17 protein-coding genes are annotated in these 21196 nt (G+C 65.0%); 15 read left to right on the plus strand and 2 right to left on the minus strand.

Annotated features, from left to right (window positions below; translation table 11 throughout):
- Positions 1 to 18 precede the first annotated feature (18 nt).
- Genes MVF76_RS12550 through MVF76_RS12620 form a run of 15 tightly spaced genes read left to right on the plus strand, consistent with a single transcriptional unit; the run spans position 19 to position 18523 of the window.
- Positions 19 to 597 (plus strand): XrtA/PEP-CTERM system exopolysaccharide export protein, encoded by a 579-nt coding sequence (locus MVF76_RS12550; protein WP_297529801.1) that lies wholly within the window; start codon positions 19 to 21, stop codon positions 595 to 597.
- Positions 598 to 644: 47 nt separating this feature from the next.
- On the plus strand, positions 645 to 2201 hold the full coding sequence (locus MVF76_RS12555) for an XrtA system polysaccharide chain length determinant (protein WP_297529656.1): 1557 nt from the start codon (positions 645 to 647) through the stop codon (positions 2199 to 2201).
- A gap of 19 nt (positions 2202 to 2220) precedes the next feature.
- Positions 2221 to 3117 carry an XrtA-associated tyrosine autokinase gene (locus MVF76_RS12560; RefSeq protein WP_297529658.1) on the plus strand — a complete coding sequence of 299 codons (897 nt, stop codon included), beginning with the start codon at positions 2221 to 2223 and terminating at the stop codon, positions 3115 to 3117.
- Positions 3095 to 4645 carry a TIGR03016 family PEP-CTERM system-associated outer membrane protein gene (locus MVF76_RS12565; RefSeq protein ID WP_297529659.1) on the plus strand — a complete coding sequence of 517 codons (1551 nt, stop codon included), beginning with the start codon at positions 3095 to 3097 and terminating at the stop codon, positions 4643 to 4645. Before MVF76_RS12560 ends, MVF76_RS12565 begins: the two co-directional genes overlap by 23 nt.
- A 1-nt stretch (position 4646) precedes the next feature.
- Positions 4647 to 5708, plus strand: a complete 1062-nt coding sequence (locus MVF76_RS12570; protein WP_297529661.1) for an XrtA/PEP-CTERM system-associated ATPase — start codon at positions 4647 to 4649, stop codon at positions 5706 to 5708.
- Positions 5709 to 5745: 37 nt separating this feature from the next.
- Positions 5746 to 6909, plus strand: coding sequence for a non-hydrolyzing UDP-N-acetylglucosamine 2-epimerase (gene wecB / locus MVF76_RS12575; RefSeq protein ID WP_297529663.1), 1164 nt, complete (start codon positions 5746 to 5748; stop codon positions 6907 to 6909).
- A gap of 5 nt (positions 6910 to 6914) precedes the next feature.
- The gene (locus tag MVF76_RS12580; RefSeq protein ID WP_297529665.1) at positions 6915 to 7781 is read left to right on the plus strand and encodes an XrtA system polysaccharide deacetylase; all 867 of its coding nucleotides are present in this window, start codon (positions 6915 to 6917) and stop codon (positions 7779 to 7781) included.
- Positions 7781 to 8833, plus strand: coding sequence for a FemAB family XrtA/PEP-CTERM system-associated protein (locus MVF76_RS12585; RefSeq protein ID WP_297529667.1), 1053 nt, complete (start codon positions 7781 to 7783; stop codon positions 8831 to 8833). The genes MVF76_RS12580 and MVF76_RS12585 overlap by 1 nt, the downstream gene beginning before the upstream one ends.
- Positions 8833 to 10083 carry a TIGR03087 family PEP-CTERM/XrtA system glycosyltransferase gene (locus MVF76_RS12590; protein ID WP_297529669.1) on the plus strand — a complete coding sequence of 417 codons (1251 nt, stop codon included), beginning with the start codon at positions 8833 to 8835 and terminating at the stop codon, positions 10081 to 10083. The genes MVF76_RS12585 and MVF76_RS12590 overlap by 1 nt, the downstream gene beginning before the upstream one ends.
- Positions 10080 to 11636: an exosortase A gene (xrtA, locus tag MVF76_RS12595; RefSeq protein ID WP_297529671.1), complete on the plus strand. Its 1557-nt coding sequence runs from the start codon at positions 10080 to 10082 to the stop codon at positions 11634 to 11636. Before MVF76_RS12590 ends, xrtA begins: the two co-directional genes overlap by 4 nt.
- Before the next feature lie 35 nt (positions 11637 to 11671).
- The gene (locus MVF76_RS12600) at positions 11672 to 12802 is read left to right on the plus strand and encodes a TIGR03088 family PEP-CTERM/XrtA system glycosyltransferase (RefSeq protein ID WP_297529803.1); all 1131 of its coding nucleotides are present in this window, start codon (positions 11672 to 11674) and stop codon (positions 12800 to 12802) included.
- A gap of 3 nt (positions 12803 to 12805) precedes the next feature.
- On the plus strand, positions 12806 to 14707 hold the full coding sequence (locus MVF76_RS12605) for an XrtA/PEP-CTERM system amidotransferase (protein ID WP_297529672.1): 1902 nt from the start codon (positions 12806 to 12808) through the stop codon (positions 14705 to 14707).
- Positions 14704 to 15930: a TIGR04063 family PEP-CTERM/XrtA system glycosyltransferase gene (locus tag MVF76_RS12610; protein WP_297529674.1), complete on the plus strand. Its 1227-nt coding sequence runs from the start codon at positions 14704 to 14706 to the stop codon at positions 15928 to 15930. Before MVF76_RS12605 ends, MVF76_RS12610 begins: the two co-directional genes overlap by 4 nt.
- A complete protein-coding gene (locus MVF76_RS12615) occupies positions 15927 to 17174 on the plus strand; it encodes a glycosyltransferase (protein WP_297529675.1) in 1248 nt (415 codons plus the stop codon). The genes MVF76_RS12610 and MVF76_RS12615 overlap by 4 nt, the downstream gene beginning before the upstream one ends.
- Positions 17171 to 18523, plus strand: coding sequence for a phenylacetate--CoA ligase family protein (locus MVF76_RS12620; RefSeq protein ID WP_297529677.1), 1353 nt, complete (start codon positions 17171 to 17173; stop codon positions 18521 to 18523). The genes MVF76_RS12615 and MVF76_RS12620 overlap by 4 nt, the downstream gene beginning before the upstream one ends.
- 15 nt (positions 18524 to 18538) lie before the next feature.
- On the opposite strand, the gene MVF76_RS12625 is transcribed toward MVF76_RS12620, so the two are convergent.
- Both MVF76_RS12625 and MVF76_RS12630 read right to left on the minus strand, forming a co-directional pair.
- Positions 18539 to 19363, minus strand: coding sequence for a sulfotransferase domain-containing protein (locus tag MVF76_RS12625; RefSeq protein ID WP_297529679.1), 825 nt, complete (start codon positions 19361 to 19363; stop codon positions 18539 to 18541).
- A gap of 21 nt (positions 19364 to 19384) precedes the next feature.
- Positions 19385 to 21196 carry an asparagine synthetase B family protein gene (locus MVF76_RS12630; protein WP_297529681.1) on the minus strand — a complete coding sequence of 604 codons (1812 nt, stop codon included), beginning with the start codon at positions 21194 to 21196 and terminating at the stop codon, positions 19385 to 19387.

Raw genomic sequence — 21196 nt, forward strand, 5'->3', positions numbered from 1 at the left:
TGGGCGCTGGTGGGTTCCATGCTTTTGCTGGCCGGTTGCGCGCCGACCAACTTCCCGCCCGCCGAATCGGTCAGCGTGGGTCCGGCCGGGTCTCCGGAATACGTTATTGGCCCGGGTGACAGCGTGCAGATCTTTGTCTGGCGCAACGAGGAGCTCTCGAGTGCGGTCCCGGTACGCCCGGATGGCCGTATCACCACGCCGTTGGTCGAGGATCTGCCGGCTGCGGGCAAGACACCCTCGCAGCTTGCTCGGGACATGGAAGAGGCGCTGGCCAAGTATGTCAAGAATCCGGTGGTTACCGTCATCGTGACCGGTTTCCAGGGGCCCTATGACCAGCAGATCCGTGTCGTGGGCCAGGCTGCCGAACCGCGTGCCCTGCCCTATCGGGATCAGATGTCGCTGCTGGACGTCATGATCGCAGTCGGTGGCATCACCGAATTCGCCGCCGGCAACCGGGCAGTGATCGTGCGCCGCATCGAAGGCAAGCCCACCCAGCTCCAGGTGCGTATCGACGACCTGCTCAACGGGGGCGACATCTCTGCCAACGTGGCCATGATGCCGGGTGACATCCTCATCATTCCCGAGGCCTGGTTCTAGTCTAGAAGTGTTGCTGAATCCGGTCGTCGGAGAGGGGGGCGTTCCGCATGTATGACCTGCTCGAGCAGCTGCTGCGCCATGCGCGGGGTATCTGGCGCTTCCGCTGGTCCCTGATGCTGGTGGCCTGGGTGGTATTCCTGGCTGGTGTGCTGTTTGTGGAGCGCATGCCGGACGAGTATCGCGCCTCTGCGACCGTCCATGTGGACACGCAAACGGTGCTGCGGCCCCTGTTGCGGGGGCTGGCGGTCAGCAGCAATGCCGCCCAGCGGGTGAGCATGATGACGCGAACGCTGGTTACCCGGCCCAACCTGGAAAAGCTCGCGCGGATGACGGATCTGGACCTGCGCGCCGGCACGCCGGAAGAAATGGAGGCACTGCTGGATTCTCTCGCCAAGCGGATCAAGATCACCAGCAGTCGCCGGGGTGAAAACCTCTATACCATTTCCTTCACCGATTCGGACCGCGCCCTGGCGAAGCGGGTGGTGCAATCCCTGCTGACCATTTTCGTCGAGAGCAGCCTCGGTCAGACCCGCGAGGATACCGACAGCGCGCAGCAGTTCCTCAACCAGCAGATTGCCGAGTACGAGAAGAAGCTCAACGAGGCCGAGGCGCGGCTCGCGGACTTCAAGCGCAGGCATGTCGGCATGATGCCCGGCGAGGGGCGTGACTACTACGCCCGGCTGCAGTCGGCACAGGCCGATCTCGAGGCGGCGCGCCTGCAACTGCGTGAACTTCAGAATCGCCGTGCAGCGCAGATGCAACAGTTGCAGGATCTGGAGGACGACGAGATGTCGCTCGGTATCTATAACGATACTTCCGGCGCAACCTCGGCCATCGATGCCCGGATCCAGACGCTGCAGGCACGCCTCGATGAACTGCTGCTGCGTTTTACCGAGCAGCATCCGGATGTCATCGAGACACGGCGTCTGATCGAGAACCTGGAGAAGAAGCGCGATGCGGAAGCCATGGAAATGGCCGAGACGGCGCCGCCCACCAATCCCCTGTATCAGCAGATGCAGATGGTGTTGACCGAAACCGAGGCCCAGATCGCCTCCATGCGTGCCCGTGTCAGCGAGTACGAGGAACGGGTACGCAAGCTGCAGGAGATGGTCGACACCGTGCCGAAGGTCGAGGCAGAGTTGCAGCGCCTGAACCGCGACTATGCAGTGCACAAGAAGAACTACGAGCAGTTGCTGGCCCGCCGCGAACAGGCCTCCATCTCGGAACAGGCGGAGATCTCGGCGGACGATGTCAAGTTCCGTGTGGTCGAGCCGCCCCGGGTGCCGCTTGCACCCTCCGGGCCGAATCGCATTCTGCTGATGAGCTTTGCGCTGCTGGGGGCGCTCGGTGCCGGTCTTGCTGTGGCCTTCGTGCTCTACCAGATCCGGCCGACCTTCGACGATTCGCGCCAGCTAAAGGAAATCACGGGCCTGCCGGTATTCGGTACAGTGTCGATGGTCTATACGGACCAGATCCGTCGCAAGCGCAAGCTCGCGCTGGCCAGTTTCGGCGTGGCAGTGGCGGGACTGTTCGTGCTCTACGGTGTCTTCATGGCCGTCGAATTTCTGGATCTGGATCTGCTGCGGCAGCTTCGGGCGCTTTGATACTCCTGAGTGAGAACCGATGGATACCATTGAAAAGGCGGTAAAGAAGATCGGCGACGGGCCCGTGGCGCCGGACGGCGACGGCGCGTCCCTGGAGCCGCCGCTGTCCGGAGCGGATTCCGTCATTGGCGTTGAAGCCCCGGATGGCGAGGCGCCAGGTCAGCGGTACATCGATATCGATCTGGGAAGCCTCCAGGCGGGGGGTATCGTCGATCCGCACTCTACCCAGAGGGATCAGCTCGCCGAGGAGTTCCGTCGTATAAAACGGCCGCTGCTCAAGCATGTGCGTGGCGAGTCGGCCAGCAGTACGGCGATCACTCACCCGAATCTGGTCATGGTTACCAGCTCGCTGGCTGGCGAGGGCAAGACCTTCACCTCCATCAATCTCGCGCTCAGCATCGCCATGGAAAAGGACATGACGGTGCTGCTGGTGGATGCGGATGTCGCCAAACCGGAGGTGACCAAGCGTCTGGGCATCCAGGCGGAGAAGGGGCTTACCGATGTGCTGCTGGATGATGATGTCTGGCTGGGTGATGTCCTGATCAGGACCAGCGTGCCCAAGTTGTCGATCCTCCCGGCGGGACGCCCCCACCCGCATGCCACCGAGCTGCTCGCCAGCTCTGCCATGAGGGAACTGGCCGACGAGATGTCCATGCGCTATCCCGATCGCGTGATCATCTTTGACAGTCCCCCCTTGCTGTTGACCAGCGAGGCACGGGTACTGGCCGGGCTTATGGGACAGATCCTGGTGGTGGTCGAGGAGAGCAAGACACCGCAACCGGTAGTCCAGGAGGCGCTCAACACCATTGACGGGACCGAAGTGGTAGGGCTGGTGTTGAACAAGGCCCATCATCATGTGGGTGTGGATCTGTACGGAGCCTATGGATACGGGTATGGGTATGGGCACAAGCGCTGACCTCGGGATGCGTTTTCGTTTGTCACCGCTCGTCGCAGTTCTGGCGGCACTGGCTGTGCCTGCGCTGGCGCTCGCGGATGCCACATGGCAGCTCGAGCCCCGGGTCACTGTATCCGAGACCTGGACCGACAATGTGGGGCTGGACCAGCCCGGGCAGGAAGAGAGTGATTTCATCACCCAGATCATGCCCGGCATCGCGGCACGCAAGGAAGGCGGAAGATTGCGCCTGGTCGCCGATTACCAGCTTCAGTCCCTGGTATTCGCCCGCGATGGGAGCCGGAACGACGTCTATCACCGCTTGTTTGCCAAGGGGGATGCGGACCTCGTCGAGGACTGGCTGTTCGTGGACTTCGGCGCTTCCAGATCGCAGAGCATTGTTGATGCGGAGGAGCGCCTGACCCTCGATAATTTCAACCGCACGGCCAACCGGGCCGATGTCGTCTCCTATTACGTCAGTCCTTACCTGAGGCACGACTTCGGTGGCCGGTTCAGGACCGAGATCGGGTATCACGCCGAACAGCGCGATTATGAGCGGGGTGCAGCGGACACCTATCGGCAGCGGGTGACGGCACGGTTCTCGAACGGCTTCCGCTTCACTCGTCTGAGCTGGCAACTCGATTACCGGGATGAAATCCTGCGTCGGCAAAGGTTGAGAAACCCGGAATTTCGCAGCCTTGCCGGGGTGGTGGGTTACCGTCTCTGGCGGGGACTGAGCCTGGTGGCGCGCGCGGGCAAGGAGGACAACAGCTTCAGCAGTGTCAGGCGCGTGACCAATGGTTCGTACTGGTCCGGCGGCGCGCGCTGGGCAAGCCGTCATTTTTCGGTGGAAGCACTCAAGGGCAATAATGATCAGGGCGTTTCCGTCAAGCTCACGCCCTCGGCTCGCACCACCCTGGATGTGCGCTTCCGTGACCGGAGCGTCGGCCTCAATCCCGGCGTGACCTGGTCGGGCGACTTTACACATCGTACCCGTCGCAGCCGCTGGAATCTGCGATATTTCGAAGACACCATCACGGTGCAGCAGCTGCAGCCCTATGGTGGCAATCAGGTGCAGCTCGTGTTCGGTGGCGGGACGGTCGAATTCCGGGACCCGGTGACCGGCGATCCGGTGTTTCTGACCGAGGAAGGGCTGTTTTCCCTCACTGATTCCGTGATCGAGCGGCAGCGGGCCACCGCCACCTTTGGCTATCGCTTTCCGAGGCACCGGCTCCGGCTCACCCTGTTCGACGAACAGCGCGATTTGCTTCTGAACGGAGGGGAGCAGGACGCCCGAGGTGGCACCCTGTCCTGGCGCTGGGATGTCGGGGTGCGCACTTATTCCAATCTTCGCTACGGACGCCAGAACAGCACCTTCACGGCGAGCAACAGGAAACGGGATTTTCGTTACTGGAGTCTCGAACTGTCACGAACCTTGCGGCCCGATGCCACCGGCAGCCTTCGCTATCGCTATGCGGAGCAGGATTCCGGAACCGGAGGCAGGGACCGCCAGGAAAACAGGCTAACGCTTCAGCTACAGGTGGCATTCTGAGATGTATGAGCGATTCTACAATCTGAAGACCAAGCCTTTCCGCCTGAGTCCCGATCCGCGTTTTCTCTACCAGAGCAAGGGTCATTCCAAGGCGCTGGCTTATCTGCGCTACGGTCTTCAGCTGGGCGAGGGCTTCATTGTCATCACTGGCGAGATCGGTGCCGGCAAGACCACGCTGGCCCGTGCGCTGCTCAATTCGCTGCAGACGGAAAACATTGTTGCGGCACAATTGGTGACCACCCAGCTCGAATCAGACGAGCTGTTGCGCGCCGTGTGCAGTGCCTTCGGCTTGCAGGCACAAGGCGTGGCCAAGGCGCAGCTTCTCAAGAATCTCGAGACCTTCCTCATGGCGCGTGCCCGGGAAGGCAAGCGTGTGCTGCTGCTGGTGGACGAGGCCCAGAATCTGCCGGCATCCGCGCTGGAAGAACTGCGCATGCTGTCCAACTACCAGGTCGGTGAACGCGCCCTGATGCAGAGTTTCCTGCTCGGGCAGGGTGAGTTCCAGGCAATCGTGCAGGCAGAGGGTATGGAGCAGTTCCGGCAGCGGGTGATTGCCTCCTACCACCTCGGTCCGCTCGATGAGCCGGAAACGCGCGCTTACATCGAACATCGCCTGGGTCTGGTGGAGTGGGAGGGCGATCCGAGCATATCCGACGATGCGTACCACATCATTCATGAGCATTCCGAAGGTATTCCTCGTCGTATCAACACCCTCTGTGATCGCCTGTTTCTCTATGGCTGCCTGGAGGAGCTGCACGAGTTTACCGCCGACACCGTGCGTTTCGTGATCGACGAACAGAAGCAGGAAACGCCAAAGATCCGCAAGCTGGCAACGGCACCCGAGCCACAGATTCATCTCGCGGCGGACAATAGCGCAAGCACAGCGACCACTGTCAGCGACTCCGAGCGACGGCTGATCGCCCTGGAAAAGCGGGTGGAGGCACTGGAAGCGCGGGTACGCAAGGATCGCGACCGCATCCAGAAGTTGATCATGATGGCGGTCCTGTCGGGAGACGACGTCGATCTGCCCGAAGCGCTCGAGGCACTCCGCAAGGCGGATTAGGCGCCCGCGTGGACGCCACCCCGACTCAGGTGAAGCCATGACGCGATCCACGTGTCCCAGTATCCTTTCCGTGGTCGGCGCCCGGCCGAACTTCATGAAAATCGCGCCCCTGATGCGTGCCTTCGATGCCAGCGAGGCGCCGCTGGAGTCCTGCCTGGTACATACCGGGCAACACTACGACGCAGCCATGAAGGCGGCATTCTTCGATCAGCTCGGGATTCCCGAGCCGGACATCGACTTGGGTGTCGGTTCTGCCAGTCATGCGGTGCAGACGGCGGAAATCATGAAGCGCTTCGAGCCGGTGCTGGATGAGCGTCGACCGGATGCCGTCCTGGTGGTGGGTGACGTCAATTCCACCATTGCCTGTGCGCTGGTGGCCGTCAAGAAGGGGGTGCCGGTGGTGCATGTCGAGGCAGGCCTGAGAAGCCGTGATCGCAGCATGCCCGAGGAGATCAACCGGGTGCTGACCGACCAGCTTTCCGAGTTGTTGTTCACCACCGAGCGCAGTGCCGAGGCCAACCTGGTCGCAGAAGGCATTGCCCGCGAGCGTATCCACTTCGTCGGCAATGTCATGATCGATACCCTGCGCATGCACCTGGAGCGGGCCATCCCGCCGGAGCAGACATTGTCCGGTATCGGGCAGGCCGATCGTTGGCTGGATGCAGCCGCGGGTTTCGGAGTGCTCACCCTGCATCGGCCTTCCAATGTGGACGATGCCAATGTGCTGCGGCGGCTGGTGGATACCCTGATCGGTGTGGCGGACCGGGTGCCGCTGGTTTTCCCCATGCACCCGCGCACCCGGGGTCGGCTGGCAGAGACAGGGCTCGACACGCGGCTGGCACAGGGTCGCATCCTGGTCACGGAGCCTCTGGGTTACCTGGAGCTGCTGGGCATGATGTCACGTGCGCGCCTTGTGCTGACCGACTCCGGCGGGTTGCAGGAGGAGACCACGGCGCTGGGCGTTCCCTGCATCACGCTGCGCGAAAACACCGAACGGCCGATCACGGTGGAGCAGGGCACCAACACCATCGTCGGTACGGACCCGGCGCGCATTCTCGGCGCCGTGGACGAGGTGCTGACCACCGGCGGCAAGCAGGGCCGGGTACCGGAGCTGTGGGATGGCCGGGCCGCGGTGCGTATCCGCGACCGGTTGCTGGCCTGGGCCGGCGTACTGTCCGAGCCGGATCAGGCGACGGGATGAGGCTCATGGGTGCCCTGTGCAATGCGATGACGGTGGATGTCGAGGACTATTTCCAGGTCTCGGCCTTCGAACCTTACATCGCCCGTGACGAGTGGGACCGCCACGGCGCGCGCGTGGAGCGCAATACCGGACGCATTCTCGATCTTTTCGCCGAGGCGGGTATCAAGGGCACTTTTTTCACCCTGGGCTGGGTCGCAGAACGATTTCCCGGCCTGGTGCGACGCATCGTTGACGAGGGTCACGAGCTGGCGAGTCATGGTTACTCGCATGTACGGGTGACCCAGCAGACGCCGGAGCAGTTTCGCGAGGACGTCCGGCGGACCAAGGATCTGCTGGAATCCATCGCCGGACAGCCGGTCAACGGCTATCGAGCGGCCAGCTATTCCATCGGCCGCGACAATCTCTGGGCGCTGGAGGAACTGGAGGCAGCAGGCTATCGTTATAGTTCCAGCATCTATCCCATACGGCATGACCTCTATGGTATGCCTGAGGCGCCGCGCTTTGCGTTTCGGCCTTCCGGGTGCGCTCTGGTGGAAATTCCGGTGACCACACTGCAACTCGGAGAACGCAAGTGGCCGTGCGGGGGAGGAGGCTGGTTCCGGCTGTTTCCCTATGCCCTATCGCGCTGGGCGCTCAGGCAGGTCAACGAACGCGACGGCCAGGCCTCAGTCTTCTATTTCCATCCCTGGGAGATCGATCCAGGGCAGCCGCGCCAGACCGGCATCAGCCTCAGGACCCGGGTGCGCCACTATCTGAATCTCGATCGCATGGAGACCCGTCTGCGGCAGCTGCTGCGGGATTTCCGCTGGGGTCGCATGGACGAGGTGTTTCCTCCGGAAGGGGAGTATCCGTCATGGCATCCGCAGTGCTGATGTCTGAACCGGAAACCTCGGCGGGCAATCTCGAGATCGCGCCGCTCTCGGCCGCAGATCGTGCGGCCTGGGATGCCTATGTGGAGGCGCACCCGGAAGGGACCTTCTTCCATCGCAGCGGCTGGATGGACGCCATCGAGCAGGGTTTCGGGCATCGCTGCCACCATCTGCTGGCTCGGCGGGACGGGCGCATCGTCGGTGTGCTGCCGCTGGGCGAGATTCGCAGTCGGCTGTTTGGGCACAGCCTGATCAGTACGCCCTTCTGTGTCTATGGCGGCCCGGTTGCCGATGACCGCACCGTCGAGGATGCACTCATCGAGTCCGCCTGCGACCTGGCCGAACGGCTGGGCGTGGATTATCTCGAATTGCGCAATCGCCGGCCGATGCGCCCTGACTGGCCGCGCAAGGACCTCTATGTGACCTTCCGGCGCCGGATCGAGGCCGACGACGAGGCCAACATGAAAGCCATCCCCAGAAAGCAGCGGGCGATGGTGCGCAAGGGCATCAAGGCCGGTTTGCGCTCCGAAGTGGACGCGGACACGGATCGTCTGTTCGAGGCCTATTCGGAGAGCGTACGCAATCTGGGCACGCCGGTCTTTCCGAAACGCTGGTTCGAAACCCTGCGACAGGTGTTCGGAGACGACTGCGAGATCCTTACCGTGACCCGAGAGGGACGGACCCTGGCCAGCGTGATGAGTTTCCGCTTCCGCGATGAAATCCTGCCCTACTATGGCGGCGGCACGGCGGAGGCCCGGGATTGCAAGGGCAACGACTTCATGTACTGGGAGGTCATGCGCCGCGCGGCGGCCCAGGGGCTGAGATGGTTCGACTACGGTCGCAGCAAGCGCGACACCGGTTCCTTTTCCTTCAAGAAGAACTGGGGTTTCGACCCTGAGCCGCTGTATTACGAGTACTACCTGGTGAAGGCCGGCGCCTTGCCGGACGTCAGCCCGAAGAATCCGAAGTATCGCTATTTCATTGCGCTCTGGCAGCGGCTGCCGCTGTGGCTGAGTCGCCGGCTGGGGCCCTTGCTGGCGCGGAGCCTGGGCTGATGGTCAGGCCGCCACTGCTGTTTCTGTCGCACCGGATTCCCTACCCGCCCAACAAGGGCGACAAGATCCGCTCCTGGCACGTGCTGCGCCATCTGGCCGAACGTTACCGGGTGCATCTGGGCTGCTTCGTCGACGATCCCCGGGACTGGCGCTACGCCGAGGTCATCGAGCGCGAGGTTGCCGGCGCCTGTCTCAGGCCGCTGGATCCGCGACGTGCCCGCCTGCGCAGCCTGCGCGGCCTGTTTACCGGCGAGGCATTGAGCCTGCCCTACTATCGCGACAGCGATCTCCAGGACTGGGTCATCGAGACCATCGATCGTCATGCCATTGACCGTATCTTCGTGTTCTCTTCCGCCATGGCCCAGTATCTCGATCGCGCGCCCGTGGCGGGCCGCCGTCTGGTCATCGACTTCGTGGACGTGGATTCCGACAAATGGCGCCAGTATGCGCGCTCGCGACCCTGGCCCATGTCCTGGGTCTACCGGCGCGAGGGTGAACGCCTCCTCGAATACGACCGCCGCGTCGCTGCGCGCGCTAGCGCGAGCCTGTTCGTGTCCCGTGCCGAGGCCGACCTCTTCCGCTCGCTGGCGCCCGAGGCCACCAACGTCGGCCATTTCGACAATGGTGTCGACTGGCGCTATTTCAGCCCCAGCCCTGCGCGCGACAATCCCTTTCCCGACGGGGCGCGTGCATTGGTATTCACCGGCGCCATGGATTACTGGGCCAATGTCGAAGCGGTAAGCTGGTTCGCGCGAGAGGTCTTTCCCGCCATTCTGGCCGCACAGCCCGAGGCGCGCTTCTACATCGTCGGGGCGCGTCCCACCGAAGCCGTACGCCGTCTCGAGGCCCTGCCGGGCGTGGTGGTAACCGGGGCCGTCGAGGACATCCGGCCCTGGCTGGAACACGCCCATGCCGCAGTGGCGCCACTGCGCATCGCGCGGGGCGTACAGAACAAGGTGCTGGAGGCCATGGCCATGGCAACCCCCGTGGTGGCGACGCCGCCGGCTCTGGATGGCATCGAATTCCCCACCGGTCATGATCTCAACCGGGGCGAAACCGCCGACGAGCTGGTGCGACTGTGTCTGGAACTGCTGGCAGCGCGCCGCTCGGCCCCGGCAGCGCGCGACTGGGTGCGTCGGCGCTATGACTGGGATCGCAATCTCGCTGCGCTCGACGACCTGTTCGAGGACGCCATGGCACCCGCAGCACCGCTGGAAGCGCGCAATAACCCTGGAGCCGTGCAACGATGAGCAGTACCGCTGCCAACCTGCCCGGAACCGCCACCGGCCATCAACGGATCTCGACCCCGGGCGCGCTGGCGGTGTCCGGGTTCGCCGTTATGGCCCTGCTGCTGGCTTATGGTGATACCGTGCTCGACATCGTCGGGATCTGGTCTCGCTCGGAAACCTTTGCCCACGGCTTCCTGGTGGTGCCGGTCAGCCTGTATCTGATCTGGCGTGCGCGTCATGACTGGCTGGGCATTCCGGCACGTCCCGCCTGGTGGGCCGCACCCTTGCTGCTCGGCCTGGGCTTCGCCTGGGTGGTGGCCAGTGTTACCGGCATTGCCGTCGGCCAGCATCTGAGCCTGGTGCTGATGCTGCCGACGACCGTGCTGCTGGTCATGGGCGCCCGCTTCGCCTGGGCCATCGCCTTCCCGCTGGCCTTCCTGATTTTCGCGGCGCCCATGGGTGAGGAGCTGATGCCGCTGCTCATGGATTTTACGGCGCGTTTCACCGTGACCATGTTGCGTCTCAGTGGTATCCCGGTCTATGTCGAGGGTACTTTCTTCAGCATTCCCAGCGGCGACTGGTCGGTGGTCGAGGGCTGCAGCGGAATCCGCTACCTGATTGCCTCGGTGACCATGGGCTCGCTGTTCGCCTATGTCAGTTATCGCGCCTACTGGAAGCGGGCATTGTTCATCGCCTTCTCGGTGGTGCTGCCCATCATTGCCAATGGCCTTCGCGCCTACATGATTGTCATGATCGCGCATCTCAGCGACATGAAGCTGGCCCTGGGCGTCGATCACTTCATCTATGGCTGGGTGTTCTTCGGGCTGGTGATGCTGCTGATGTTCTGGATCGGCAGCTTCTTCGCGGACCCCGATGTACCCCGTCCGGCTCGGGTGGCAGCAGGACATTCTCCCGTCGCACCGGTGGTAGGTGCGGCCCTGCTCGCGATCGCGGTCGCGGCACCCTGGCCCGCGATCGGCCAGTGGATGGCAAGCGGGCCGTCCGGTGGCGCGACCCTGCGGTTCGAATGGCCTGCGCCACCGGCCGGCTGGCGCGAGGCCGAAGCCTTCACCGACTGGCGCCCGCACTACCAGAAACCTCTGGCTACCCGCACCCTGTTCCTGGAGGATGGCAAGGGCCCGGTCGCGGTGCACCTGGTGTTCTATGCCGGTGGCGGCGAAGGTGAGCTCGTCAACTCGCGCAACGTCATGATTCCGCAGAAGCACGCAATCTGGCAGAAGGTGGGTGGCGGCAACCGCCAGCGTACCGGCGTGCCCGCCGAGGTGGTGGAGGCGAGGCTGCGCTCCCATGGCCAGCGGCTGCTGATCGCGCGTTGGTACTGGCTCGACGGTGCTGAGACCGCCAACGACTATGTCGCCAAGTTGATCGAGGCACGGGCGCGACTGGCGGGACGCGATCCCCTGTCGGCCGCGGTCGTGGTGTTTGCCCCCTACCAGGAACGCGGTGAGGAGGCGCCGCTGCGCGCCCGTCTGGACGCGTTCATCGATGCCTGGGGGGCGGGTCTGCGGCAGGCGCTGGCAGCGGCCGTCATCGAGAGGGTGCCCGCCGAGTGACGGAAGCAGTCGCGCGGGCCGCGGAGGCACCGCTGATCGTGCATGTCATTTACCGCCTGCAGGTTGGCGGACTGGAGAACGGCCTGGTCAACCTTGTCAACCAGATGCCGCGGGACCGCTACCGGCATGCCATCGTCAGCCTCACCGATGTCACCGAGTTTCGCCAGCGCATCCGCCGCGACGACGTGGATGTCATCGCGTTGCACAAGGTGCCCGGCCAGGACTGGGGGCTTTATCCGCGGCTGTGGCGGCTGTTCCGCCGATTGCGCCCGCGGATCGTGCACAGCCGCAACCTGGCCGCGCTGGAGGCCCAGGTACCGGCCTGGCTCGCCGGGGTGCCCTGTCGCATCCATGGCGAGCACGGCTGGGACGTGACCGATCTCGACGGCAGCCGCTACCGTCGCCTGAAGCGCCTGCTGCGGCCCTTCGTCGGGCACTACATCGCGCTGTCCGGACAGATCGAGGGCTATCTCAGGGAGCAGATCGGCGTGCCCCCGCATCGCCTGACCCGCATCATCAACGGCGTCGACACCGGGCGCTTCCGGCCCGATGGCCCGGCAGCGGCACTGCCAGAGGCCTTTGCCGGCAGCGATCTGGTGCGCATCGGCACCGTGGGGCGGCTGGAGGCGGTCAAGGACCAGGGCACGCTGCTGGCAGCCTTCATCCGTCTGCGTGACCTGGAGCCGGGGGCCTTCCGGCGGCTGCGGCTGATCCTGGTGGGCGAGGGCAGCCTCCGTCCGGCGCTGGAGGCCCGGGCAGAGGCAGCGGGGGTGGCGGATCAGGTCTGGTTCGCCGGCGCGCGCGACGACATCCCGCAACTGCTGCGGACACTGGATCTGTTCGTGTTGCCATCACGGGCCGAGGGCATCTCCAACACCATCATGGAGGCCATGGCCAGCGCCCTCCCGGTGGTTGCCACCCATGTCGGCGGCAATGGCGAGCTGGTTCGGGACGGCGAGACCGGCCGGCTGGTTCCCGCCCAGGACCCCGAGGCGATGGCACGCGCCCTGCACGCATTCAGGGATGCGACGGTTCGCCGGCGCATGGGGGCTGCCGGTCGCGCGCGGGCCGAGGCAGCGTTCAGCCTGGCGGTGATGGTGAATCGCTACCTGGAAGTCTACGACCGGCAATGCGGGGCCAGTGCCGCCGCAAACGGAGGGAACTGAAACGTGTGCGGCATCGCTGGTATCTTCGACCTGCGCGACAAGCGTGACATCGATCGCGCCTGTGTCGAGCGCATGAACCAGGTGCAGTTCCATCGCGGACCCGATCAGGGGGGGACCCATTTCGAGCCGGGCGTGGGCCTGGCCCACCGGCGCCTGTCCATCATCGATCTGTCGAACGGCCGCCAGCCCCTGTTCAACGAGGACGAAACCGTGGTCGTCGTCTACAACGGCGAGATCTACAATTTCCCCGCGCTGATGGATGAACTCAAGGCGCTGGGCCACAGGTTCCGTACCCACTGCGACACCGAGGTCATCGTCCATGCCTGGGAAAGCTGGGGCGAGACCTGCGTGGACCGTTTTCGCGGCATGTTTGCCTTCGCGCTCTGGGACCGCAACCGCGAGACCCTGTTCCTGGCCCGCGACCGTCTCGGCATCAAGCCGCTGCACTATGCCGAACTCGATGACGGCCGGCTGCTGTTTGCTTCCGAGATCAAGTCGCTGCTGGCGGTGCCCGAGCTGTCGCGGACCCTCGATCCACAGGCGGTGGAGGACTACTTCGCGCTGGGCTATGTGCCCGACCCGCGCAGCATTTTCCGCGCTGTGCACAAGCTGGAGCCGGGTCATACGCTGACCCTCAGGCGTGGGCAGACGCTGGCACGCCCCCGGCGCTACTGGGATGTGCAGTTCCGCGACAACGGCGTACAGCGCCTGGAGGATGCCGAGCATGAGCTGCGCGACCGCCTGCGCGAGGCCGTGGACATTCGCCTGATTTCGGAGGTGCCGCTGGGCGCCTTCCTGTCCGGCGGCGTAGATTCCTCCGCCGTGGTGGCCATGATGGCCGGATTGTCCAGCGAACCCGTCAATACCTGTTCCATTTCCTTTGGCGATCCGGCCTTCAACGAGTCCGCCCATGCCGAGGCCGTGGCGCGGCGCTTCGGCACCAACCACCAGGTCGAGCAGGTGGATCCCGACGACTTCGACCTCATCGACCGCCTTGCCGAACTCTACGATGAACCCTATGCCGACAGCTCGGCCATGCCGACCTATCGCGTCTGCCAACTGGCGCGCAAGCGGGTGACCGTGGCCCTGTCCGGGGATGGCGGCGACGAGAACTTTGCCGGTTACCGGCGCTACCGCTGGCACATGGACGAGGAACGGTTGCGCCGGCTGCTGCCGCTCGGGCTGCGTCGCCTGCTGTTCGGAACCCTGGGATCGCTCTATCCCAAGCTGGATTGGGCGCCCCGGTTCCTGCGCGCGAAGTCCACCTTCCAGGCGCTGGCGCGCGACTCGCTGGAGGGTTACTTCCACAATTTCTCGCTGTTGCCCGAGGCACAGCGCCAGCGGCTCTATGGCCCGGCGTTTCGGCGTGAGCTTGCCGGCTATCGCGCCATCGAGTCCTTCCGCCGGCATCTGGGCAGTGCCCCGGATCATCCGCTGTCCCGGGTGCAGTATCTCGACATCAAGACCTATCTCGCCGGCGACATTCTCACCAAGGTGGACCGTGCCAGCATGGCCCATGCCCTCGAGGTCCGCGTGCCCATCCTCGACCATCAGTTCGTGGAATGGGTCGCCGGTCTGCCGCCGCATCTCAAGCTGCACGGACACCAGGGCAAGTACGTGTTCAAGAAGGCATTGGAACCGCTGCTGCCGGATGACATCCTGTACCGGCGCAAGATGGGCTTCTCGGTGCCGCTGGCCAGATGGTTCCGCGGGCCGCTGCGCCAGCGCCTGCGGGACGCCCTGCTCGGCGAGCGCATGCTGGACAGCGGCTATTTCGACCCCGGAACCCTGCGTGCGCTGGTCGACCAGCACCAGTCCGGGCGCCGCGACCACAGCGCCATTCTCTGGTCGCTGCTGATGTTCGAGGCCTTCGAGCGGCGGGTGTTGGAAGGGAGGGCGGCATGAGAATCCTGCACGTGCTGGACCATTCCATCCCGCTGCACAGCGGTTATACCTTCCGTACCCGCGCCATCCTGCGCGAGCAGCGCGCGCGTGGCTGGGAGACCTGTCATGTGACCGGTCCCAAGCACAATCAGGTCGCAGGTGTCGATGGCGGCAGCGAGACGATCGAGGGCCTGGAGTTCCATCGCAGCCGCACGCCGCGGCAGTGGCACGCGCGCCTGCCAATGGCAAACCAGTGGGCCGTGGTGCAAGCCTTGCAGGCGCGACTGGAGGAACTGATCCCGATCCTGGGGCCGGACATCCTGCACGCCCATTCGCCGGCGCTGGACGGTTTGGCGGCGGTGCGTGCGGCTGCCCGCTTCGGTCTGCCGGTCGTCTACGAGATCCGTGCCTTCTGGGAGGACGCGGCCGTCGATCATGGCACCAGCCGCGCCTGGGGACCGCGCTATCGCCTCACCCGTGCCCTGGAGACCCATGTGGTCCGGCGCGCCGATGCCGTGACCACCATCTGCGAGGGCCTGCGCGGTGACCTGCTGGCCCGTGGCCTGCCCGAGGACAAGGTGACCGTCATCCCCAATGCCGTGGATCTCGACCAGTTCCAGCAGCATCCGCCACGTGACGAAGCGCTGGCCGAGTCGCTGGGCTGCCGGGGGCGTACGGTGCTCGGATTCCTCGGCTCCTTCTATGCCTACGAGGGCCTGTCGCTGCTGCTGGAAGCGCTGCCCTGCATCCGCGAACGGCGAGCGGAGGTCTGTGTGCTGCTGGTCGGCGGCGGGCCGGAGGAGGATCGCTTGCGGAAACTGGCCGAGGACCTGGGCATCCAGCACGTGGTGCACTTCGTCGGCCGAGTACCCCACGAACAGGTGCCTGCCTACTATGGCCTGGTCGATCTGCTGGTCTACCCGCGCCTGCCCATGCGGCTGACCGATCTGGTCACGCCGCTCAAGCCGCTGGAAGCCATGGCCCAGGAACGACTGCTGGTGGCGTCGGACGTGGGTGGCCACCGCGAGCTGATTCGGGATGGCGTGACCGGGCGATTGTTCCGCGCGGGTGATGCCGACAGCCTGTGCCGCACGGTACTGGAGATGCTCGAGCGCCGGGACGACTGGCCGGACATGCGCGCGGCCGGCCGCCGCTTCGTGGAGAGCGAACGCAACTGGCGCAACAGCGTGGCGCGTTACGAGCCGGTTTACCGAGGTCTGCTGGCCGGGAGGGGTTCTCGATGAACGCAGCCACGGAGCGGCCCAGGCTGGTTGTTTTTTCCAGCCTGTTTCCCTCGCCGGCGCAGCCCAGTGCCGGCGTCTTCGTACGGGAGCGGATGTTCCGCGTTGGCCGGGTGCTGCCGGTGACGGTGGTTTCGCCGCAGCCCTGGTTCCCGTTGCAGTCACTGATCCGTGCCTTCGTGCCGCGCTACCGTCCGCCCGCGCCGGGTTTCGAGATCATGGACGGCGTCGAAGTCTACCGGCCGCGCTTTCTGGCTCTGCCCGGGGTGCTGCGGCGACTGGATGGACTGTCGATGGCTCTGTCCAGCCTGCGCTGCGTGCGCCGATTGAAACAGACCGGGCGAGCGGACCTGATCGATGCCCACTTCAGCTTTCCCGATGGCCGTGCTGCCACCCTGATCGGTCGCTGGCTGGGTCTGCCGGTCACCATCACCCTGCGGGGCACCGAGGTGCCGCACCTGCGGACCACGCGGCGACCGCAGTTGCTGGCAGCCTGGCGCGATGCCCGCCACCTGTTCAGCGTGTCCGAATCGCTGCGCCGGGTCGCCATCGAACGTGGGGTGCCGGCGGAGAAGATCGAGGTGGTGGGGAATGGTGTGGACGTGGAGCGCTTTCACCCCGTACCACGTCACCAGGCGCGCGAGGCGTTGGGCTTGCCGGATGATGCCGAAGTGCTGGTTACCGTCGGCGGTCTGGTCGAGCGCAAGGGTTTCCATCGTGTCATCGAGGTATTGCCGCGGTTGCTGAAGAATCATACGCGCCTGCACTACCTGATCGTGGGCGGTGCAACGGCCGAAGGGGACTGGCGTGACCGCCTGCAGGCGCAGGTCCGGGACCTGGGCATCGAACAGCGGGTGCATTTCCTCGGCGCCCTGCCGCCCGATCAGCTCAAGAACCCGCTCTCGGCGGCGGACCTGTTTGTGCTCTCCACCCGCAACGAGGGCTGGGCCAACGTGCTGCTGGAGGCCATGGCCTGCGGCCTGCCGGTGATCACGACCGATGTCGGCGGCAATGCCGAAGTGGTATGCCGTCCCGAACTGGGTCGCATCGTGCCCTTCGGAGACGCCGATGCCCTGGCGCGGGTCCTGGATGAAGCGCTGGCGCAGCGCTGGGACCGGGCCGCGATCCGTGCCCACGCCTGTGCCAACGGCTGGGACGAGCGGGTCAAACGGCTGGTCAGCCGCTTCTGCAGCCTTGCCCGGCCGCCCGGGACCACGGCCGGTACGGCGGAGCATGTGCAGTCGTGAGCGGTCTGTACACCCGCCTGGTCAGCGGCCTGCTGTTTCCGTTGCACGAGCGGCTAAAGCGCCACGACTCGGTCGCGGTGCGCCGGGCGCTGGAGCAGAGCCAGTGGTGGTCGCCCGAGCGCATCCGGGGGTTGCAGGTCGAGCGCCTGCGTACGCTGCTCATGCGCGCTGGCGCCGAAGTTCCCTACTACCGCAGCTTGTTCCGGGAGCAGGGCTTCGATCCCGCAATGGTGGACTCGCTCGAGGACCTGCGGAAGCTGCCTTTTCTTGACAAGCCGGCCATTCGCGCCCATCTCGACGCGCTGCGCTCGGTGCGTGCGAGAGGGCTGGCCCGCTTCAATACCGGCGGCTCCAGCGGCGAGCCGCTGATCTTCTACATCGGGCGCGAGCGTATCAGCCACGATGTCGCCGCCAAGTGGCGCGCCACCCGCTGGTGGGGCGTGGACATTGGCGACCGGGAAATCGTGGTCTGGGGTTCGCCCATCGAGCTCGGCAGCCAGGATCGTATTCGTGCCATCCGCGACCGCCTGTTACGTACCCGTTTGCTGCCGGCCTTCGAGATGTCCGAGCAGCGGCTGGACGAGTTCATCGGCGAGATTCGCCGCTTCCGGCCGGTCATGCTCTTTGGCTATCCCTCGTCACTGGCCCACATCGCCGGACATGCCGAGGGCCGCGGCCAGCGCATGGATGACCTCGGCATCCGGGTCGCCTTCGTGACCTCCGAGCGCCTGTACGACCACCAGCGCGAGCGCATCGAGCGCGTGTTCGGCTGCCCGGTTGCCAATGGATACGGGGGCAGGGATGCCGGCTTCATTGCCCACCAGTGCCCCGAAGGCGGCATGCACCTGACCGCCGAGGATATCATTGTCGAGATCGTCGACCCCGAAGGCTGCGTACTCGGCCCCGGAGAATCCGGCGAGATCGTCGTCACCCATCTCGCCACTGCCGACTTTCCCTTCATCCGTTACCGCACCGGCGACGTCGGTATTCTCGACGACCGCCCCTGTGCCTGCGGCCGCGGTCTGCCCCTGTTGCGCGAGATCCAGGGCCGCACCACCGACTTCATCGTCGCCCGCGACGGCACCGTCATGCACGGACTGGCACTGATCTACGTCCTTCGCGACCTGCCGGGGATTGCCAACTTCCGTATCGAGCAGCACTCGCTGGATCGCACCGAGGTGCAGATCGTCACTGATGACGGCTTCGATCCCGCCTGCATCCCCGGTATACAGGACGCGTTCCGTCAGCGCCTGGGGGAAAGCGTGACCATCGAGGTGCGGCAGGTGGACGAGATCGCCCGCGAGGCTTCAGGAAAGTTCCGCTATGTGGTGAGCCGGGTCGAGCTGTGAAGCCGCGGCTGTTCCTCAGGCCTTGCGAAACCGCGCGAGCATTTCCTCGCACAGCGCGGCAACCTCGGCGTTGATCGGCGGGCCTTGACGCTTGCGGATCGAGCTGGAGAACACATCCCGCGCAATGGCGGGTCGGTAGGGCAGTCCGAAGAAGTCGAACAGCCGATGGAGCTGGATATCGGGGGCAGTGACCAGCTCTTCATAGAACATGACGGACACCCGCGGATCCCGGTCCAGTGCCTGCTCGAAGAACAGGATGTTCCGAAAGTACCAGATGAAGGCTGCGGCGCTCGGGTCGTCGAGACCCTGTTCCCAGAGCCGGCGCAGAAGCTGATGGGTTTCCATGCTCATGCCCTTGCCCATCCACCGGTTGCCGTTCGGATCATCGACCAGCAGTTCTATTTCCCGCTTCTGGCTGGGGAAGGAGCGCAGCATGGAGTTGACCACATCCCGATAGTCGCGGACGACCCAGACCGCTCTGGCCGGTGCAAAGCGGTCGAGCATGTTCGGAAGATCCTGCAGCTCACAGAGCGCCTTGATGACAAAGGCCGGTGCCCGGGATCGATCATGCAGATCCTGGATCACTTCCAGGTCTCGCATTTCGTAGCGGTCGTATGCGCGCGGATCGGTCTCGTGGTAGACGTCGGTGTGCATGCTGCGGTCGAGCAGGTCCATGACCATGTTGGTGCCGGATCGCTGAACGCCGGCAACGATCAGGGTGCGGGCCTGGTCACGCGGAGTGGGAGAGAGCCCATGGCGCGCGTTCTTGATCATGCGGCGCAGGCGGCGCCGCCAACGCAGCGGAATCCGGTCGGTGAAGGAGGACATGCCTGACTTCATGCGCGCTCCTGTGGGGACGCTTCAGCGCCCGGCCTGCTGCAGCCACTGTTCCAGCATCATCAGCACCCAGATCATCACGCCGTAGTAGGCCGCATGCTCCTCCCGGTGCAGACGCTGCAGTTCGTCGATATAGGCGGGCTTGATCCAGCCGCGATTGCGCAGGCTGGCGAGACTGTCCCCGGCGAGTTGCTGCAGTGCGGGGTCATCGCGCAACCAGACGCCGAAGGGCAGGCCGAAGCCCTGCTTGGGCTTGCGCAGGATTTCCCGGGGCAGAAAGTCCTTCAGGGATTCCTTGAAGAACCAGCGTAACCGGAAGCCCTTGAGCTTGAGGCTGGGCGGGACGCGGGCCGCAAACTCGACCAGACGCTGGTCGAGCATGGGGTAGCGCACGCGCACGCCGGCCAGCTCGCAGGTGCGGGAAACCTTGCGCAGGTCGTTGTCCGCCAGCGTCATCTTGAGTTCGAGGTGCAGCATGCGGTTCAGGTAGTGGCCGCTGTGCGCCCGTCCATAGGCGTCCTGAATGATGGCCAACGGTTCGTCAGGCTCGACGCTGGCGAGGAATTCCGGCGTGAACAGGGTTGCGGCCGGGCTACGATGCAGGAAGTTGTAGGCCTCCATGCGATCCGGTAGCGGCGTTCGGGTCTGCTCGATGTAGCTCCGGAGCTTGCGCACCGGTGGCAGGCCCTGAAGCCCATCGGCGAATGCCAGCGGTTCGACCAGGCCACGGCGCAGGATGTCCGGCACCTGTCTGTAGAGTTCCAGCAGCTTCTGGTGCACGTAACGGGCATTGCCGGCAAAGATCTCGTCGCCGCCGTCGCCGGCCAGCATGTGTCGGCTGCCGTTCTCCGCAGCCATGCGAGCACAGTAGAAGGCGGGAATCGCGGAGGCGTTGCCGAAGGGTTCGTCGTAGGCGGCGGCAATGCGCGGAACGGCTGCAACCACATCTGCGGGAGAGACGTAGTACTCGTGCGGGCAGGCGCCGAAATGGCGCGCCGCGATGCGCGCATATTCCATTTCGTCGTAGCCCTCGGCTTCGAAGCCGATGGAATAGGTGTGCGGGGCTCCGTCCAGCACCCGCGCGAGGAAACCGGTCACGGTCGAGGAATCGGTGCCGCCGCTGAGGAAGGCGCCGGTCTCGGGTGCGTCGACGGCTTCGCGCACCACGGTTTCCTGCAAGGCGAGGAACGCCTCTCGTAACGGCGCAAATCGCGCAGGTTCGTCCCGGTACTCGACGGCCCAGTAGAAGTCCTTGCGGGCATGACCGTCGTGCCACGCCAGATACTGGGCCGGCAGCAGCTTGTGCTGGCCCTGGAAAATGGTGCGCGGGCTGGGGACGCAGTGGAAGTACAGATAGTCGTAGAGCGACTGCGGATCCAGGTCACTGGATGTTGCGGGGTGAGCGGCAACACTGTCGGCACGCGAGGCAAAGGCGAGTCCGCCGGGCAAGTCGGCCACGGCCAGCGGTTCGATGCCGATACGGTCCACGGCCAGCAGCGCATCGTTACTCCGGAGATCGATGAGTGCGAGGGCAAAGCTGCCGTGCAGGGCGTCCAGCAGCCCGGGACCCTGCGTGCGGAAGGCATGCGCAAGCGTCTCGGCATGTTCCGGACGGAGCGGTTCGCCCTGCCAGCGGGCGCGGCCGGCGATGGCGAAACGCAGGTCGCCGTGTTCGAGCAGCAGGGTTTCGTCGCCAACCACGCCGAGGCCACCGCGGGTGTCGCCGGAAATCTTCAGGCTGGCATCGTTGCCAAAGGGGCCGGCCATGGCCCTTGCCACGGCATCGGGTTCCGGGGTGCCCAGCTGCGGGCTGATCCAGCCAAAGAGTCCGCGCAT

This window comes from Thiohalobacter sp., assembly GCF_027000115.1.
Classification (GTDB): domain Bacteria; phylum Pseudomonadota; class Gammaproteobacteria; order Thiohalobacterales; family Thiohalobacteraceae; genus JALTON01.